Annotated in this window: 17 protein-coding genes and 1 pseudogene; 6 read left to right on the forward strand and 12 right to left on the reverse strand. The window is 56.6% G+C overall.

Annotated elements, in window-relative coordinates; all coding sequences use genetic code 11:
• The first annotated feature begins 47 nt into the window (after window positions 1-47).
• Window positions 48-449 carry a hypothetical protein gene (locus AC559A_RS10985; RefSeq protein ID WP_498817954.1) on the forward strand — a complete coding sequence of 134 codons (402 nt, stop codon included), beginning with the start codon at window positions 48-50 and terminating at the stop codon, window positions 447-449.
• Window positions 450-599: 150 nt separating this feature from the next.
• On the opposite strand, the pseudogene AC559A_RS10990 reads toward AC559A_RS10985, so the two are convergent.
• From AC559A_RS10990 to AC559A_RS11040, 11 genes and pseudogenes are all read right to left on the reverse strand, one after another.
• Window positions 600-809 (reverse strand): annotated as a pseudogene (locus AC559A_RS10990) (vitamin-B12 independent methionine synthase); the annotation flags it as partial.
• Window positions 810-1,025: 216 nt separating this feature from the next.
• Window positions 1,026-1,601: a hypothetical protein gene (locus AC559A_RS10995; protein ID WP_498817955.1), complete on the reverse strand. Its 576-nt coding sequence runs from the start codon at window positions 1,599-1,601 to the stop codon at window positions 1,026-1,028.
• Between the two features lie 10 nt (window positions 1,602-1,611).
• The gene (locus AC559A_RS11000) at window positions 1,612-3,228 is read right to left on the reverse strand and encodes a uroporphyrinogen decarboxylase family protein (RefSeq protein WP_498817956.1); all 1,617 of its coding nucleotides are present in this window, start codon (window positions 3,226-3,228) and stop codon (window positions 1,612-1,614) included.
• A complete protein-coding gene (locus AC559A_RS11005; RefSeq protein ID WP_498817957.1) occupies window positions 3,228-3,893 on the reverse strand; it encodes an ABC transporter ATP-binding protein in 666 nt (221 codons plus the stop codon). The genes AC559A_RS11000 and AC559A_RS11005 overlap by 1 nt, the downstream gene beginning before the upstream one ends.
• 84 nt (window positions 3,894-3,977) lie before the next feature.
• The gene (locus tag AC559A_RS11010) at window positions 3,978-4,808 is read right to left on the reverse strand and encodes an ABC transporter permease (RefSeq protein ID WP_498817958.1); all 831 of its coding nucleotides are present in this window, start codon (window positions 4,806-4,808) and stop codon (window positions 3,978-3,980) included.
• 5 nt (window positions 4,809-4,813) lie between these two features.
• Window positions 4,814-6,010: an ABC transporter substrate-binding protein gene (locus AC559A_RS11015; protein WP_498817959.1), complete on the reverse strand. Its 1,197-nt coding sequence runs from the start codon at window positions 6,008-6,010 to the stop codon at window positions 4,814-4,816.
• A 417-nt stretch (window positions 6,011-6,427) separates the two neighbouring features.
• Window positions 6,428-7,588, reverse strand: a complete 1,161-nt coding sequence (locus tag AC559A_RS11020) for a double-cubane-cluster-containing anaerobic reductase (RefSeq protein ID WP_498817960.1) — start codon at window positions 7,586-7,588, stop codon at window positions 6,428-6,430.
• Window positions 7,589-7,611: 23 nt separating this feature from the next.
• Window positions 7,612-8,568: an ABC transporter permease gene (locus tag AC559A_RS11025; protein WP_498817961.1), complete on the reverse strand. Its 957-nt coding sequence runs from the start codon at window positions 8,566-8,568 to the stop codon at window positions 7,612-7,614.
• Window positions 8,565-9,344: an ATP-binding cassette domain-containing protein gene (locus AC559A_RS11030; RefSeq protein ID WP_498817962.1), complete on the reverse strand. Its 780-nt coding sequence runs from the start codon at window positions 9,342-9,344 to the stop codon at window positions 8,565-8,567. Before AC559A_RS11030 ends, AC559A_RS11025 begins: the two co-directional genes overlap by 4 nt.
• Window positions 9,345-9,486: 142 nt before the next feature.
• The gene (locus AC559A_RS11035; RefSeq protein ID WP_498817963.1) at window positions 9,487-10,482 is read right to left on the reverse strand and encodes a sugar ABC transporter substrate-binding protein; all 996 of its coding nucleotides are present in this window, start codon (window positions 10,480-10,482) and stop codon (window positions 9,487-9,489) included.
• Entirely contained in the window at window positions 10,479-11,306 is an 828-nt protein-coding gene (locus tag AC559A_RS11040) for an acyl-CoA dehydratase activase (protein WP_498817964.1), read from the reverse strand. Before AC559A_RS11040 ends, AC559A_RS11035 begins: the two co-directional genes overlap by 4 nt.
• A 381-nt stretch (window positions 11,307-11,687) precedes the next feature.
• Between AC559A_RS11040 and AC559A_RS11045 the strand changes: the two genes are divergently transcribed.
• Window positions 11,688-13,550, forward strand: a complete 1,863-nt coding sequence (locus AC559A_RS11045) for an EAL domain-containing protein (protein ID WP_498817965.1) — start codon at window positions 11,688-11,690, stop codon at window positions 13,548-13,550.
• Between the two features lie 117 nt (window positions 13,551-13,667).
• Here AC559A_RS11045 and AC559A_RS11050 read toward each other — a convergent pair whose 3' ends face one another.
• Complete coding sequence (locus tag AC559A_RS11050; RefSeq protein ID WP_028571053.1) at window positions 13,668-14,039, reverse strand: TraR/DksA family transcriptional regulator; 372 nt, start codon at window positions 14,037-14,039, stop codon at window positions 13,668-13,670.
• A 309-nt stretch (window positions 14,040-14,348) separates the two neighbouring features.
• On the opposite strand from AC559A_RS11050, the gene AC559A_RS11055 reads away from it, so the two are divergent.
• The 4 genes from AC559A_RS11055 (at window position 14,349) to AC559A_RS11070 (ending at window position 18,588) form a co-directional block, all read left to right on the forward strand.
• A complete protein-coding gene (locus AC559A_RS11055) occupies window positions 14,349-15,425 on the forward strand; it encodes an ABC transporter ATP-binding protein (protein ID WP_498817966.1) in 1,077 nt (358 codons plus the stop codon).
• A gap of 98 nt (window positions 15,426-15,523) precedes the next feature.
• Complete coding sequence (locus AC559A_RS11060; protein ID WP_498817967.1) at window positions 15,524-16,804, forward strand: ABC transporter substrate-binding protein; 1,281 nt, start codon at window positions 15,524-15,526, stop codon at window positions 16,802-16,804.
• Between the two features lie 96 nt (window positions 16,805-16,900).
• The gene (locus AC559A_RS11065; protein ID WP_498817968.1) at window positions 16,901-17,776 is read left to right on the forward strand and encodes a carbohydrate ABC transporter permease; all 876 of its coding nucleotides are present in this window, start codon (window positions 16,901-16,903) and stop codon (window positions 17,774-17,776) included.
• On the forward strand, window positions 17,773-18,588 hold the full coding sequence (locus AC559A_RS11070) for a carbohydrate ABC transporter permease (protein WP_028571057.1): 816 nt from the start codon (window positions 17,773-17,775) through the stop codon (window positions 18,586-18,588). The genes AC559A_RS11065 and AC559A_RS11070 overlap by 4 nt, the downstream gene beginning before the upstream one ends.
• Window positions 18,589-18,602: the final 14 nt, after the last annotated feature.

Raw genomic sequence — 18,602 nt, forward strand, 5'->3', positions numbered from 1 at the left:
TGTGAAATCCCAAAAAATAGCAAAGTTAAGCGCTAAAGGACCAATCGATGCTGACGATAGTCGCTTTAAAGGCATTAACAATTTGGACCGGCATCCTCGTTCTGGCCGTCGCGAATGGAATCCTGCGTGAGTCCGTGCTCATTCCGGGGCTCGGAACCCCGGCAGCGCTCGTTCTGAGTGGGTTGCTGCTTTCGGCCCTCATCATCGGCGTGGCGTACATATCGCTTCCCTGGCTGCAAATTTCCCGGCCTGTGCAGTTCTGGCTCGTTGGGTTTGGCTGGCTCGCACTAACGCTCGTCTTTGAATTCTCGTTCGGGATATGGCAGGGCAAGTCGTGGCCCGTGTTGCTTGAGGCCTACACATTCAAAGGTGGCAACATCTGGCCTGTCGTCCTCGCGATAACGGCCCTCGCGCCGTACCTTGCCGCAAAGCTGAGAGGTTTGGCGTAGTGCCGGGAGCGGCGTTGGGAGACGGGGAGTCGGCTCAGAGTGGATGCCGGGAGTTCACGACGGAGTGGGCTCTCCATGGTGTCCGGCTCTTTGGAACCGGACCCAGGGAGATGGTGGAGGAAGGAGCGTCATACTGATTCTTCGATATGTTCATCCATACCGTTCCCGAAGCATTCGGGCGGCCAGGACAATGCTGTGCAGCTTGGCCGTGGCCACCTCTTCCACGTTGACGCAACGGTTGGCAAAGCAGCAAAAGCCGCAGTCCGTGTTAAGGAAGATCTGCTCCGGACGATAGTAGCGCAGGGCCTGCTCGGCCCTGGCCACGATCTCTGTCGGGGACTCCGCATCTACTGTCCGGGGACCAGGCTCATCAGCCTAGTCCCCCTCGACATTTTTCGTGATGAAGGAATAGAAATTGTCCCGGCGGTGCTCGCCGTCCACGACCACGTCCAGGCCCATGTCATCCTGGATGCGCACGGTGCGGCGCACCTCCTCGTCGGCCACCTTGTCGAACTCAGTCCGCCCCCCAAGTCATCTGAACAAGACCGGCGAAGGCCGCCACCAAGCAGATCGGGCTCAGCAAACCGAGGGACATGTCACCCCCTTCACCGCGGTAATCGTCTTTTCTGGAATCAAGACGCCTGCCGGACTTAAACGCAACCCGGCGAATTTATTCTTGAGCAGGCGGAAAAAAATGGTTTGGGCATGGAGTGGAAAGTCTTTGTATCCAGGGCTGTAGCGCCGGGTGCATCTGTTTCCTGCAGCCGCTTCCTGACGTCCAATCCCTCTATCGATTTCACGCAGCTGCAGCTCGACCAGATAACTGCCAAGCCGGTCGAGCATGTAGGCTGAAAAGTGTTCTTTTTGCGCAAAACCGCGGCGTGACAGCCGCTCGATGCCTGGACCGATGCTGGCGGCCATCAACCACACGGTGCTACAGGGTTTCAGCAAGCTGCAAAGGGCGACGCTGGTTTCGGCCCAAGGTGAAAATTGCGAAAAAAAATCATCAATGGCGACTTTTTTTCTCCAGCTTGTCGCTTCAACATGTTGCTGAGCTACAGCGAGCAGGGCCGGTAAACGTTCAATCCCCTGAACATTTCCGTTGAGTTGCAGATAACGTATCAGACTGTCGGTGACACTGATCCTGAACATGTGCGCCTTGTCATGCCTGCTCTGACCGTCCTGCCGCGGAAACAGCGAGACGCCCCGCCAACTCCACGGCCCGCACTGCATCCTTGGCAAAACCGTCCGCCCCCACTGTACGCGCCACTTCTGCATTTACCGCCGCGCCTCCGACCATAAAAGGGGGATTATAGCCCTTGTTTCTGAAAGAACGAATGATCTGGGCGAGGTGAAAGTGAGAGTTTGTGTTGAAAGCGGAAAGCCCAAGCAGGGCCTGAGGGTTTTGCTCAAAGGCATCCAGGAATGCTTTCACAGGAACATTCACCCCAAGATCGAGCACCGCAAAGCCGTGCGACTCAAGAAAGATACGCACCAAATTCTTTCCAATGTCGTGCACATCGTCTTGAACCGTGCCCAGGATTACCAGCGGCTTCAGTTGATCGGACGATCCCTGGGAGGCGTCAGGTTCCAGCTTCTCAAGTCCACGGTAAAATGCGTCGACTTTGATCAAAAGGGCTGGAAGATGACAACGTCCAACCTCGTAACAGGCGCTGCCTTTGCGGATCGCTCTGGTCAGGCCGCTGCGAATAGTCGTCAGTCGAGGGATTTTTGCCAAGACGGCTTCACCAATCAGTTCCTGCACCAATTTTTCCCGGCCTTCGTATACAGCCCTGCTCATTTCACGCAACAGTTTTTGGTGGGGGAAAATATCACTGAAAGCCCTACGTCCGGTTTCCACGAAAACCTTGACATTTTCCGGAGGGGCTGAGGGCGGAACGGCGCAGCCGGTGCTGAGTGAAAAGTTGTCGTGGACTCCCATCACGGAAACCAGGTCGATAACGGAATTGGTTATCTGTGCCGCATCGGCCTGGGCGACAATATTGACTGGATCGATATTCCCGATAATCGTCGTTTCAGGCGGCACATCGTCTTCAACAGCGAGCAAATTCATACAATTGTCAAAACTGATGCCGCTGACGCCGGTCGCGGCTATGTCTCTAATGATGGGGGTGGTGTCGCCGCAGACATGCAAAATGGACGGCATGTCGCGATAGCGCTCAAAGAGTTCACGCAAATATTTTCCGGCAAAGCGCTCAAAGTCCTGAGCAGGAATCAGGGCGGCGAGAGGATCGGAAACCCAGAGCAGGTTGGCCCCGGCTGCGAGCAGCAACTCGAAATAATCACAGGCGGACCGGCAACATCGACGCAAGAGTTGCTCTACCCCTTGAGGGTCCTTGACCAGGTCGCGCAGGAGACGTTCTTCCCCGACCACTTGCCCGGCAACGGTAAATGGCCCATAGATCAGGGCAGCCCGTAATTTTTCGGGAAAGCTGCGACTGAGTTGACGCATGACAAAGGCGTTGCCCTTCATTCGTTCGACAAACTCATCGTCTGGTGAACGGATTGTTTTCGCTGGAACATTCACTGCCGGCATTCCACCAGGGGAATATTTCACCCCGGCGCCCAGCGCTTCAGCCTGAATGGCGATATCGCTGAAGTAGAAAATCAGGTCGGCGTCAACCAGTCGATAGTAACGTTCTGTTGCCTCAAGCTTCAGACGCGGCTGACGCACCACGCCCTCAATCCCTTCCTTGATCAGATGGGCCGCGGGCAGAGCGTTGATCGGAAACACCAGGCGCGTAAGGCTGTGACGCATCAGTCATCTCCCAGTACCACATGGATATCATTGTGCAGTTTTCGGAAGCTTTCACTATATCGGTTACGAGGTCTGGACAGAACCACCTCGAAAATAGTTTTTATTCTTCCAGGATTTCTGTCCATCATGACAATGCGGTCTGCAAGTATCAGCGCTTCAGTGATGCTATGGGTGATGAAAAGGATTGTCTTGCGATCCCGTTCCCAGATGTTGACCAGTTCGTTTTGCAGGTCGTCTCTAGTCCTGGCGTCCATCGCCCCGAATGGTTCGTCCATCAACAGAACTTTCGGATCGCATGCAAGCGCTCTGGCTACTGCAACCCGCTGCTGCATTCCTCCTGATAGCTGAAAAGGGTAACTGTCGGTGTGGTCGGCAAGACCGACACGATTCAGGTAATGCAGGCCCTGTCGCAGCCGTTCTTTACGTCTTACTTTTTGAATCTCGAGGCCGAAACACACATTCTCCAAGGCTGTACGCCAAGGATAAAGGGTGTAACGTTGAAAAACAACCGCTCGGTCTGCACCCGGCCCCTTGACCTGTTTTGAGTCTACAAGAATGATTCCTTCACTGGGCTGTTCAAGACCAGCCACCATTCGGAGTGTTGTGGTTTTCCCGCACCCGGATCTTCCTACTAAACATACTAGTTCGTTTTTTGCTATTTCCAAGGAAAGATTATCCACTACGGGTACTAATCCACGTGAGGTATGAAATCTCTTTGTAACTCCTTCGAGCTTTAACATAGCAATTGTTCACTTTTGAATAGTACTGGCAATTTTGCGTTCGAGTCTAGCAATGCCGCTGTCAAGAAGCAGGCCGATCACACCAATGACAATGATGCCGGCGATAACAATATCGGTCCTGAACATCTCATAAGCATACCAGATCATATATCCGAGTCCGGAATTGCTGCCGGGCATCATCTCTGCCGCGACAAGACACATCCAACCTACGCCTAGTCCAATACGAATACCTGTGAGGATTGTCGGCAGGCTGGCAGGGATAAGCACTTTGATCAGCAGGTTCATGCCGCTTGAGCCCATAGTTCTGGCAGATTCCAAGTACTCTGCCGGTATGGCGCGAACTCCTTGAATGGTATTCAAAAGAACGGGAAAAAAAGAACCAATGAATATGATGATAAGCGTGGAAAACTGAATGCTATGTATAACGACCGAAAATGAGAGTTGTGGAAAGACATCAATTATGCCCCTGATGCCGAACCAAGCGAGAATCAACGGAACCCAGGCCAAGGGTGGAACAGGCCTCAACAACTCGACTGTGGAATGAAGCAGTTGTTGGACAAACCTGAAATGGCCCATAAGGATGCCCAATGGCACTGCAATGGCTGCTGCGGACAGAAAGCCCAACCCAACCCGTAAAAGACTGACAATGGTACTTTCCAGGAGACTTCCGGTAATCAATACTTTTTCACCTGGTTTGGCCAAGATGCTGAAAATCGCCTCAAGACGGGGGAAAGAGTTGGGTTTATCGCTTATTATGGCGATCAACTGCCAGATAGCAGCCAGCAGCAAAGGAAAAGCGAAAAGGTAAAAGAATTTTTGCAGCAGTGCCGTATGTCTCATTGCCTCTAAATATACCCTTTAATTCTGAGATTGTTTTTTGCCAGTTCCAGATAGGAAAAGTCAAAGGCCAAATCGCCGATCTCCTGGCCATGTTTACCCTTGAGGTTATTTACCAGTACGCCGAGCTCACCCATCGGTTTGGCATAGGAATAAGCAGTATTTAGCCATTGCGCTGTGGGTTCCGTGGAAAAGCCCATGGTCGGCAGAGCAAATTTTTCTACTTCAAGGTCAACCGAAAGCCACGATGAGGCAGCGATGGCGGTTGCATCAGTGTCGTTTTCGGCCTCATATGCGGATAGGACCAGCAGTTCAAGCAATTTGACTAGTTGAGAGGGGTTGTTTTGCATGATGGACGGTCCCGCCTCCAAAGCGCAACAAGCATGTTCGCGCCATTTTCTGCCTGGAAGATCCTGTAAATTCAGTATCAAATGACCTTGTCCTTGAACGACCGCGGTCGCAGGAAAAGGCTGTGCGCCAACTAATGCTTCCGTAATACCATTAACCATCCCAGGCACGACATTGCCATGTCCTTTCATGTTCATCAGGACGACGTCGGCTTTTCTATCAAATGAGTCTTCTGTGAAAGTGATGCCAGCATCCATTAGTCCATCTTTGAAGATAATCGCCGGTGACGTTACCGGCCCTGGAACGCCGATGGTAAATTGATTTTTTGTGCCTTTGATCGTTTGGACAAATTGATCCCAACTTCTAATGTCGATTCCTTTTCTTATAACGAAGGCATTGCCTTCGCTTTGATAAGGTGAAACCAGCTTGGACCCGAAACATCGATCAACTGACATGTAAATGGCCTGTACACCCGTTATCGACAGATCAACGCTTCCCTGTTCCATCAATCGTAGAAGGTCCGGTCCTTGCCTGGCGGCAATGACGTTGATGGTCGCCTCTCTTTCTCCTTCGTAGTAGAAATTGTATATCCTGTTGTGTGCAATCGGTTCAAGATAGATGTTGTAACGATCTTTAAATCTTTGCCAGTCTGAACAGAGCAGCATAAATGGTGCATGGTGATCAGAAAGAATATAGGCCAAGCGAATACTATCGGTACGTGCATGAGCAGCGTCAGGTTTGATCAGCGAATAAAGACCTGATGAGCACAGGCTCGCTGCGCCAATGGCATAGCCACTCCTTTTGACAAAATCTCTTCTGTTTATTGCTTGGAATGTGTTATCATTAGACTTAGACATAAATACCTCCATTTGTTTATGTTGATGACAATTGTATTTTCATTCTATCTCATCGATAGAAATTGGTAGAGCAACGAAATAGGTCGCAACACATTGAATTAATAATATTTTATATGATTTGGCACGATGTATAAAAATAAATACTAGAAGCAATTACAAAAATAATAATATATCGAAACTTTCATGAAAAAAGTAAATTAATCAACAATAAATATAAAGACAGTATTCCTCGCTTCTCAATATAAAGACATGTTTCTTTGATCACAGCTTGTTCTTCAATTTTCGGGCGTTTTGCAATTTTCTCATATCAGTTCCAGAAACGCCTTGATCCGTAATGTTATCTGTTTCAACGGCAAGTCCGAGAAGTTCGTTTTATTGTTACCTCCTTATGTTGTTGGGTTATTCAGGAGTGACCTGTCAGTTCATGGCTATCACTTCCAAAAACGCTTCGACGCGTGTCCTGAGCTGTTCCGTGTCCGACTCCGAGTAATCGGTTTCGATGTGCAGGAACGGGATGTTCAGGGCTTGTTCCGCCAAGGTCTTTATTCCGTGGGCCTCGACGTTGTAGGTGTGGCAGCATTGCCAGGTCTGGTCGACGATGCCTTGGACCTTGAAGTCCCTGGTCAGTCTGGAGATCAGGTCGAACCGACCCTGGTTGGGGGTCATGCAGGAGCAGGGGGTGCGCAGGTAGCGACGGGCCAGGGCTTCGACGGGGTCGCCGGTCTCGTCCACCAGGAGGTCGAAATTCTTGAAGCCGGTGCAGTTTTCCAGACAGACCACCACGGCCCCGCTGTCCTCGATCAGCTTCAAGACCTTGTCCGATCCTTTGCCCACCGGGCATCCGGTGAGCAGAATGCGCGGCGCGTCGGGGCCGCGGACGGACAGACCCCGGGCCTTCATCTCGGTCAGTTCCTGAGCCAGAGTTTCCAGCAGTCCGGCGAACTCGGGCAGATTCACGACAAACGACGAACTTTCAAAAACACGCATGGCGTCCAGGCCGGAAATCGGAATCGGATGGTCACTGGCTAGGTAGGCTATCTGTTTCAGGAGCCGTCGAACCCGGTTGGCGTCACGGATTTCTCGCTGGATCCGGTCCCGGGTGACCCGTTGCCCGGTGGTCTGTTCGAGAAAGGCTTGCATGCGCTGGATCTGGTCCATCCAGAAGGCCAGGGCCGTGGCGTCGTCCTGCAGATAGGGCAGGTGAAGCAAATGCAGCGGCTTGATGTCTTGGAGCAGCTCGAACATCTTCTTCTTGCCGTCGCAGGTGGTCTCCCCGAGGATGAAATCACTGGCCGCGAAGAAGGGGCAGGTGTCCGTGACGGCATAGCCGTAACTGGATTTGATCAGGGGACAGAGGTTGGCTGGAAGGTGCTTTTCAGCAGCCCCGATGGGGTCCTGCTTCTTCCCGCACAGGGAAACGGGCACGGCCCCGGCGGCCCGGACCAATTCCAACGGCGCGTAGGTGCAGAACACCCCGGCGATTTTCGTACCTTCCCGGCGGGCCGTATCCAGGTCCAGCAGGCTCTTTTCCGCCCAGTTCTCGAACCTGGTGAAGCATTGGGGTTTTGGCGTTGTCATGGAAACATTTCCTTGGCTGAAGATTATGGCTGCAATTTGGCCCGGCTGCGATCCATCCATGCATAGATGGAAACCGAACCCACGACGATCACCCCGTAGGCCATCCGGGTCCAGAATCCGGAGAAGCCCGCGCTGATGATGCCCGCCTCGAGCATCCCGATGATCACCGCCCCGATGAGCGTCCCCACGATGGTCCCCGTACCGCCGAACACGGACGTTCCGCCCACAAAGACCGCGGCAAAGACCGGCAGCAGATAGCCTTCGCCCTGGGTAGGCCACCAGTTGGCCATTTCCATGCAGACCATGGCCCCGCTCAGGGCGGTCAAAGCCCCCAGGAGCATGAACGCTCCGATTTTCGTCGCCCCCACATTGATGCCCATGGCTCGGGCCGTTTGGGCGCTGTCCCCGGTGAACTTGATGTTCTCGCCGAAGACATGGCGGTTCAGGATCAGCCACAAAATGGCGACCAGTCCCAGGCACCAAAGCGCCTGGCCCGGGATGCCCCAGAACAGGCGGCCCACGAAGAAGGTATGGGTCACGGTGTCCCGAATGGCCACAATATTGATGGCCAGGCCGGAGCTGACGACCATGGTGAAACCGCTCCAGAAGAACTGGGTGCCGATGGTGGCGATGATCGAGGGCACCCCGATTTTGACGACGATCAGACCGTTGATCAGTCCGATCAGGGCTCCGACGGCCATGGCCGCGACGAGGCCCAGGAGGGGATGCCCTCCGCCGGCAAAGATCATGGAAAAGACGAATCCTGCCAGGGCCATGGTGGAGGGGAAGCTCAGGTCGATTTCCCCGCTGATGATCACGAAGGTCGCCCCGAGGGCCACGATGGCCGGAAAGGGGATGATGGACATGTAGGAGAGGTAGATGCGGGAGGAGAGAAAAGTCTCCGGGCTGAGCAGGATGAAGACGCTCAAGACGATACCCAGGATCAGAAAAATGGTGCAGTTGACGTTGCAAATTTTCATGAATGGCCACCTGGCCGAGTCGGGACCTCGCCATCGGCAATGCGGATCATGACCTTGATCAGCTCTTCCAGGGTCGTCCCGTCCTTGGGAAGGTCCAGAGCGATCTTCCCTTTGTCTACGATCACGAACCTGTCCGCCACGGCATGCACGTGGTTGATGTTGTGCGATATGTAGACGCAGGCCTTTCCTTGCCGCTTGATGTGCCGGACAAAGGACAAAACGTTGTCGACCTCGCGCAGGGACAGGGCCGTGGTCGGCTCATCCAGCACGACGATCCGGGAATTGAAGTGCATGGCTCGGCCGATGGCCACACCTTGCCGCTCCCCGCCGGAAAGGGTTCCGGCTATGGTCTCGGGCCGAAGATTGCTGGCCTGGAGTCCGAGAATGTTCCCAAGAATTTTCCGGGTCACGCGCATCTCGGCCGCCACGTCGATGAAGCCCCAGCGATTGGTCAGGTGTCTGCCCACGAAGAAATTGCTCCACAGAGGTTGCTTCTCTCCCAGGGATTTATCTTGAAAAACAGTCTCGATGCCCAGCTTGCGAGCCTTGGCCACGGTGTGCCCGCGAGGGTCGATGGCTTGCCCGTTGATGTGCATGGTCCCGGCATCCGCCCGGGTCACGCCGGCCAGGATCTTGATCAAGGTGGACTTGCCCGCGCCGTTGTCACCCAACAGGCCGACCACCTCGTTGGAGCCGAGGGCAAAGCTCACGTTGTCCAGGGCTTTGATTTCGCCATAGGACTTGGAGATGTTGGCCATTTCGACGATCAGGCTCATCTCGATTCCCTGGGAGTCGTGTTGCGGGGATTCAGGTTGAGAGGGATCCGGAATCCGTTTCGCGGGTTGAGAACCGGTCCCCGAAGAACTCGGGGACCGGATATTCCTTGAAGAGAACTCATGCGGAACGGTTCTCGACCGGTTAGCGCAGACCCTTCTTCGCCAAGGGCGCGATCTGGGCGATGTTTTCCGCGTCGATCATTCCGCCGCCGGTGTCGACTTCCAGGCCGGTGAAGCCGTATTTTTTAGTCAGGACGATCTGGAGCACTCCGAGGTAGCCCATGAGGTAGGGCTGGGCCTCGGAGACGAGGCTGACGTAGCCGTTCTCGATGGCCGAGGCCGTGGCTGGGGAGAGGGAGAAGCCGGCCACGAAGATCTTGCCCGGTTCCACGGCGGCGGCGCGCAGGAAGTTTTCCATCTGGGAAGTCAGCGCGCCGTGGTCCACGATCATCATTTTGCAGTTTGGATTGCTGGAGAGGTAGCCGGTCACCAGGGGCACGCCCATGGAGGTGTCCTTGTCCACTTCCGGGGAGATTTCATAGTAATCGACCTTCATGCCCGCGGCCTCCATGACGTCCAGGATGGCCTGGGCCCGCCGACCACGATCCTGCAACCGCTTGAGGCCCCAGACGAATACCTGGTCACCTGGTACAAGTTGGGCGCGCTTCAGAGCCTCCTCGGCAAGGGCCTTGCCCTGGGCGTAGTTGTCCGTGCCGACGTAGCCGAAGCCCTTGGCCTTGTGGGAGGACGCCATTGCGGGAAGTTTTGTGTCAACACTGGTCACGATGATTCCCTCTGCCACCGCCTCGTTGATGAAGGGTGCATAAGCGTCGTCTCCTGGGAAGCCCATGACCACGATGCCGTCGGGCTTGGCGGCCATGGCCTGCTTGAAGTTGGAGATCACTTTTTCCGGGCTCCAGTCGGAATAGAGCAGGCGCAGCGTGACGCCCAGATCGTCGGCCGCGGCCTGGGCGCCGTTCTGAACAATGGTATTGTACGGCCCGCCTACGCTGCCGCCGGTGTCAAACCAGATCGTGACGCCTTTGCCGCTGGGTGTTTTTTGCGCTGCGACGGGGCTCGCGACGAACAGGGTCAGCGCCAACATCAAAACAACCGTCAAGCCATTCATGCGTCTCATTTGTTTCTCTCCTTGGTTACGTCAAACATTCCTTGCTGGCCGATTCCTTTCCTCAGGCCGTACCGTGCGGCTCCAAGCGCACCGACCATGTCCGGTTCCGTCGGGACGATGATTCGTTCCTTGAGCCGTTCCTCCAATAACGTGATCACGCATCGATTGTGGGCCACGCCGCCCGCAAAGCAGAGTGGCTGCTCCAGGCCGACCCTGCTGAGCATGGCCATGGTTCGTTCCACGATGGCCAAGTGGAGGCCCATGGCGATATTTTGCGGTTGTTCACCACGGCCCATGAGGGAGGTGGCCTCGGATTCGGCGAAAACAGCGCACATGCTGCTGATTTGCACCTGTTTGTCTGCGGCCAAGGCGAAGTCGCCGAACTCCTCGATGGGAACTTGCAGCGAAGTGGCCATGATCTCCAAAAACTTGCCCGTACCCGCGGCGCAGCGGTCGTTCATCTCGAACTTCAGCACCCGGCCTTCAGACCCTAAAGAGATGACCTTGGTGTCCTGACCGCCGATGTCCAGGACGGTGCGTGCTTCGGGATACAGTTTGGCTGCTCCCAGGGCGTATGCCTGGATTTCGGTAATTGCGACGCACGGATTCAGGATGCCGTTTTCCACGAACAGCTTGCGGCCGTACCCGGTGGCCGTGATCCGGCGTACTCGCACTCCCGTGAGGATCTCGCGGCATTGCCGCAAAGGGGCGAAGGTGGTGGGGACTTTGGCTTGGTGCGTGATTTCCCCGGTCGGGCTGAGGACGACCAGTTCGATGGACCGGGAGCCAATGTCGATACCTGCGGCTCCTTCGGTATATTCGGCGTGTAACATAAGTGAAAAATACTTGATCAAAGGTTGGTTTGCCCCGGCCCAAAATCTCTTCCAATCAACGGGGAATCATCTTTGAAATCCTTATCGCAATTTTGGGTTTTATGTCTAATTGTAAATAATGATGCATGATTCCTGATTAGATAGCTTTTTTCGATTGATTTTCGGCATGGACGTTTATTAATGCGTTGCGGCGATTTAAAGAAACTCCTGTCAGTGCCATTTAACATAGAACCGACGTTGAACTGTAACACAACTGTAACCACGCGATTCACGTTGGGGTGATATGGGTATCTCGAACAACGGCGTCCCGGAGCAATTTGCTCTTTCCGATAAACCACGAGAAAAACAGCAGGGGGCACAAGGACAGACATGACGACAGCCATGACCGCTCAAGTCGATTATCTGATGCCGAAAAACGATGTTTCTTCTCCGCCTTCGCCCAACATTCACCCCGTAACACTGAACTATCCGGCATGCTCCAACGGCCGTCCGGACACGTCCTCTCCCAGGGCCTGCGTCCTGATGCGTCCGGCTCCGTACGTCGCCCCCGCCATGCCTCTGCTCAATGTTTACGATACCTTCCGCAATCACCCGGATCTGATGGTGTTGCCCGTGGTCCAGGAGGGCAGGCCGGTGGGGCTGATCAATCGCTTCAAGCTTCATGAGATGTTCAGCCAACCGTTCACTCGGGAACTGCATGGCCGCAAACCCATCAGCATGTTCATGGCCTCCAATCCGGTGGTCGTGGACAAGAACGTATCCCTGGACGATCTGGCCCGGATCATCATCGACGCCGGGATGCAGCACATGTACGACGGCTTCATCCTGACGGAGCAGGGAAAGTACGCCGGTATCGGCAACGGGCATGACCTCCTCGGGGCCATCACCGAGCGTAAGCAGGCCCACCTGTTCTACCTCGCCCACTACGACGCCCTGACGGACCTTCCCAACAGGCTTCTGTTCAAGGATCGACTGGGCCAAGCCTGTACCCGGTCCCAGCGCAACGGCCACTCCGTGGCCCTGATGTTTCTCGACCTGGATCGTTTCAAATTGATCAACGACACCCTGGGTCACTCCGTGGGGGATCGGCTTTTGAAAAGCGTGGCGGGCCGTTTATTGGACACCGTGCGGAAAAAGGACACGGTATCCCGACTGGGCGGGGACGAGTTCACGATTATTCTGGATGACGTCGAAACGCCTCAAGACGCGGCGGTGGTCGCCCAGAAAATACTCTACGCCATGGGTCAGCCCTTTGTTCTTGAAGGCAACGAGGTGGTGGTGACCACGAGCATCGGCGTGGCCTTTTATCCCCAGGACGCCGCGAACCCGGAGGAATTGCAGAAAAACTCCGACGCGGCCATGTACCATGCCAAGGAAAGGGGCAAGAACAACTACCAGTTTTTCAAGTCGGAAATGAACCTTCAGGTCAACGCCCGGCTGAGCCTGGAAAACCACTTGCGCAAGGCCGTGGAAGCGGAGCAGCTCCTGCTGCACTACCAGCCCCAGGTGGAACTGAGTACCGGCAGGGTCGTGGGTGTGGAGGCCCTGCTGCGTTGGCAGCATCCGGAGCTGGGGTTCGTCCCTCCTTTGAGCTTCATCCCTCTGGCCGAGGAGCTGGGGCTGATGGCCTCCATTGGCGAGTTCGTGCTTCATGAGGCCTGCCGTCAGAACAAGCAATGGCGGGACGAACTGGGGGTGCGAGTCTGCATGGCCGTGAATCTGGCCGGATGGCAATTGGACCAGCCCGATTTTCCGGATACCGTGGAGCGCATCCTGCGCAAAACCGGCCTTTCCCCGCGTTGCCTGGAATTGGAGCTGACGGAAAACGTGCTCATGGAGAACATCAAGCAGGCCCAGAGCGCATTGAACGTGCTCGGCCAAATGGGCGTTCTCGTGGCCATCGACGACTTCGGCACGGGGTATTCATCCCTGAGCTATCTGCTCAACCTGCCCATCGACACCCTGAAGATCGACAAGTGTTTTATCCAGAGCATCGGCCAACAGGACGACGGCGCGACCATCGCCACCGCGGTCATCGCCCTGGCCCGCAGCCTCAAGCTCAACGTCGTGGCCGAAGGCGTGGAAACGGCAGAACAGCAGGAGTTTCTCCGCGAACAGGGCTGCGATTTCATTCAAGGCTATTTTTTCTGCCGCCCCCTGCCCGCCGCGGACCTCGTTCCAATCTTCGCCAAACACGCGAAAATCCCCACCTCCCGCAAACTCAACTGCCTGGCCGCGGACTGAGCTGAATGCTCGGCGTTCAGCTCTCCGGGATGTCGGCTTTTTGGAGAAAGCTTCGAGCCCGAAGCACGCCGCTGGGCGCGTTTCGGGCTCGTGTTGGGAATCAATCGCGGCGTGCTCTCAGGCCCAGGCCAGCGCGCCCATGGCGGACTCCCGTTCCCGTTCCTGCTGGCAACACACGCACAGGGTGGAAGTGGGGTGGATTTCCAGGCGCTTGAGGGGGATTTGCTCGCCGCATTCCTGGCAGACGCCGTAAGAGCCGTCGTCAATGCGGGACAACGCGGCCAGGATTTGCCGCGCCAGGTTCCTTTCGCGCTGACCGATCAGGATCAGCATGTGTCGATCCGACTCCAAGGAGGCCCGGTCGTTCAGATCCGGGCAAGCCTGATAGATTTCGCTGATCGCCTCGGCCGTGGCCGTGCCTTTGTCCCGAATCTGATCCATCAAGCCGTGCAACAGGTTCCGAAACACAAACAGTTGATCGTGGGTCATAAGCGTTCCCTCCTGGTTTTTTTTCAGAACATCCCTACCAGGGGCGCGTGACGAAAGCATGTCGGGAATGCGACGTTTTCTCGTCAATGCGGAAGGGGGGCACTCTGAAGTTTTGCACGTCGCCCAGGGTCGTCCGCCGACAGTGGGAGAGATGCATGGTTGGAGCCTGACCGGGAAGAAGCCGCACCCTGATTGCCACAAAGCTGTAACGGAAATGTCGCGAACGGATTGACGTTTTCGGCTATAATTTTGTAGTTTGCCGCCGCATGGTGACGGAAGGCAGGCTTTTAACCAAACGAAGTTGCATCGATGCGTATTGAATTGAATCAGGTCGGCAAGGTTTTCAAGAGCGCGGTGGCTCTGGAAGATATCACTTTTACCGTTGAATCCGGGGAGTTGGTGGTGATTCTCGGCCCGTCCGGGTGCGGGAAGTCGACCTTGCTGCGGATCATCGCCGGCCTGGACGATGCCAGTTCCGGGATGGTGCGGATCGGCGAGCAGGACGTGACCAGGCTGTCTCCGGATCGCCGCGGCATTTCCATGGTCTTTCAATCCTACGCCCTGTTTCCACACCTGAGCGTCGCGGAGAATATCGTCTTTGGGCTGCGCATCCGGAGGCGGAGCAAGGCCGAGATCCAGAAACGGCTGAACCATGCCGCGGTCATGCTGGGACTTGAAACCCTGCTGGACCGCAAGCCGGCCCAGCTTTCCGGAGGCCAGCGCCAGCGGGTGGCCCTGGGACGGGCCATCGTCTCCCAGAAGCCGATCTGCCTGATGGACGAGCCCCTTTCTAATCTGGACGCCAAGCTGCGCCATGAAATGCGCCGGGAGATCCTGGAACTGCAACGCGAGCTGCGCCTGACCATGGTTTATGTGACCCATGACCAGGTGGAGGCCATGACCATGGCCGATCGCATCGTGCTCCTGGACCATGGCCGCGTGGCTCAGATTTCCTCACCCGCGGAACTCTATGCCCGGCCTTCCAGCTTGTTTGCGGCCCAGTTCATCGGCTCACCGCCGATGAACATGCTGGCCCTGGAACCCTTCGGCCAGGGCTGCGCACTTGCGGGAAGCCAGAGGCTGATTGTCCAGGGCGGGTGCGAGCCGTTGTTGCTTGGGGTTCGCCCGGAGGACGTCCGCCCGGCTGAGGATGGAATACCCGGCCTGGTCACCCGAACGGAGTATCATGGCGCGGACACCCTGGTCGCCGCTCGGGTGAGCGGGCAGGAGGTGGTCATGCGTTTGTACGGCAAGCACGACTACCAGACCGGAGATGCGATCCACATGATCTGGGACCGGGAAAGCAGCCATCTTTTCAACGCGGAAAGCGGCGGGCGTCTCGAAGGACTGGAGCATCGGCTTGTACTGCCGGAAAGCACCGACTGAGCGGTGAGCCAAAAGCCCGGTAGGCGGCCTGAAGGTCGAAATATTCTTGGGCATATCTTCCGCCTTTGACCCTGAAACCAGAAACAAGGAGAATTTGCATGCGCCTTATCGCGACCGCCGTGGTTTTCTGCCTGCTGCTCATGACGAGCACGTCGGCCCTGGCTCGGAACGTCAATCTGACCATGTACTACCCCGTGGCCGTGGGTGGCCCGATCACCAAGATCATCGACGAGATGATCGTTGATTTCCAGAAGGACAATCCGGGGATCACGGTCCAGGCCGTGTACGCCGGGAACTACGACGACACGCGGACCAAGGCCCTTGCCGCGCTGAACGCCGGAGAGCCGGTGCAGCTTTCCGTGCTGTTTTCCATTGATGTCTTCGATCTGATGGATCAGGACGTGATCGTGCCTTTTGACGATCTGGTCGCCACCGACGAGGAGCGCGAGTGGCTGCGAAGCTTTTATCCCGCGCTGATGCAGAACAGCACGGTGGACGGGAAGGTGTACGGCATTCCGTTCCAGCGCTCGACCATTGTGATGTACTACAACAAGGACGCGTTCCGGGATGCCGGACTGGACCCGGAGAGCCCGCCGACCACCTGGGACGAAATGGTCCAGGCGTCGAAAAAGCTGACCAAACGCGACGCTTCGGGCAACGTGACCCAGTGGGGCGTGCACGTCCCGTCCTCGGGATATCCCTATTGGATGTTTCAGGCCTTTGCCATGCAGAACAACCAGGTGCTGATGTCCGGTGACGGCACCGAGGTCTACTTTGATCATCCCGCGGTGGTTGAGAGCCTGGAATACTGGCGCGACCTGTCTCATACCCACGACGTGATGCCCAAGGGCGTGATCGACTGGGGAACCCTGCGCCAGAAGTTCCTGGAAGGCAGCACGGCCATGATGTGGCACACCACCGGCAACCTGACTCCGGTGCGTAACGAGGCCACGTTCGACTTCGGCGTGGCCATGCTGCCGGCCAAGCAGCGCCGCGGCAGTCCCACGGGCGGCGGCAATTTCTACGTGTTCAAGAAGGCCAGCGCCGAGGAGCAGAAGGCGGCTTTGCAATTTATCCGCTGGATGACCTCCCCGGAGCGGGCCGCGGACTGGTCCATCGCCACCGGGTACGTGGGTGTTCGTCTGGACGCTTACGCCACTTCCGCGTTGTCAGAATACGTTGAAGGCTTTGCCGCGGCGGCCGTGGCCCGGGATCAGTTGGAGTACGCCACGGCGGAATTCTCCACCTATGAGACGGCCCGGGTGAAGAAGTTTCTGGACGACGCCATTCAGTCGGTGCTTACCGGGCAGGCCCAGCCGGCCCAGGCCCTGCAAGGCGCCCAAGCCGCGGCTGAGCGTGTGCTGCGCGCGTACAAATAGATTGCATTTTGATGGTCCGCCCCGGTCCGGCAGTTCGGATCGGGGCGATTCCATCGCAACGGTTTCCCCCTCTTCTTTGCGGCGCGAGGAGTGACGGTGGTTCGCGTTTCCAATCAAGTGTACGGATGGCTGCTTTTTTTTCCGGCCGCGGTGATGTTTTTTCTCTTCACCCACTACCCCATCCTGGCCACCCTGAAGGCCAGCTTTTTCTCTACGCCGCGTGGTGCCCGTCCGGCCAGGTTCGTGGGATTGGAAAATTACCGGGTAATGTTTGACGACCCGGTTTTTTGGAAGGTCCTGGGCAACAACTTCATCTTCGCCGCGGGAACCATTCCGCTGAGCATCGGCCTGGCCCTGCTGATGGCCGTCTGGGTCAACGGCAAGCTGTCCGGCCGCGGCATCGTGCGCACCGCGTACTTTACGCCCACCGTGCTGCCCATGATCGCCGTGGCCAACATCTGGCTCTTTTTTTACACCCCGCAGATCGGTCTGCTGGACGGCTTGACCGGGCTGCTCGGTTTTCCCAGCCGCAACTGGCTGGGCGAACCGTCCACCGTGATGAGCTGTTTGATCGTGATGACCATCTGGAAGGAGGCCGGCTTTTTCATGATCTTCTATCTGGCCGCGCTCCAGTCCATCTCTCCGGAACTGCAAGACGCCGGGCGGATCGAGGGGGCCGGCAGGTGGTACTTCTTCCGCCGGGTGACCTGGCCGCTGCTGATGCCCACCACGGTGTTCATTCTCTTTAATGCTGTAATCAACGCCTTCAAGCTGGTGGACCACCTGTTCATCATGACCAAGGGCGGCCCGAACAACGCATCCTCGCTGCTACTGTACTACATCTATGAAGTGGCCTTTTCCTTCTGGGATACCGCCTACGCCTCCACCCTGACCATGGCTCTGCTGGCCGTCCTGGCCGTTTTGGCCCTCAGCCAGTTCGTGTACCTTGAACGGCGGACCCACTACCAATGATTTCCGCTAAAATTTCCCACTACCTGGAAAGTTTCGGAGCCTGGCTCCTGGCCCTGATCTGGGCCGGGCCGCTGCTGTACGCGGCCTGGGCCGCTTTTCACCCTCCGGCGTACATCGCCAATTTCGATCTGTTCGCGCCGTTGACCCTGGACAATTTCCGCACGGCCTGGAACACCGCTCCCTTTGCCCGCTACTTCCTGAATTCCTTCGCCTACGTGAGCATGACCCTGGCCGGGCAGTTCGTCTTGTGCACCCTGGCCGCCTTTGCCTTTGCCCGGTTTTCGTTTCCCGGACGGGACATCGCCTTCATGCTGGTCCTGGTGCAGCTGATGATCATGCCGGACCAATTGATCGTAAAGAATTACGAACTGATGAGCCGCCTGAATCTGGTGGACACCACCACGGCCATTTCCCTGCCCTACATGGCCTCGGCCTTCGGCACCTTCCTGCTGCGTCAGACCTTCAAGCAGATCCCCAGAGAGCTGGAGGAAGCGGCCCGGGTGGAGGGCGCGGGTTGGCTGCGGGTGCTCTGGAAAGTCTACGTCCCCCTGGGCAAGCCCACCTACATCGCCTACGGCCTCGTCTCGGTGAGTCACCACTGGAACAACTTTCTCTGGCCCCTGGTGATTACCAACTCCGTGAACACCAGACCCCTGACCGTGGGGCTGGCCATTTTCGGCGCACCCGAATCCGGCGTGAACTTCGCGATCATCACCGCCGGAACATTGATCGCCGTTGCCCCGCTGCTCATCGCCTTCCTGCTGTTCCAGCGCCAGTTCGTGCAGAGCTTCATGCGCTCGGGCATCAAGTGATCGCCCTGGTCTCA

Origin of the sequence: Desulfonatronum zhilinae, from assembly GCF_900182865.1 — a bacterium.
GTDB lineage: Bacteria > Desulfobacterota > Desulfovibrionia > Desulfovibrionales > Desulfonatronaceae > Desulfonatronum > Desulfonatronum lacustre.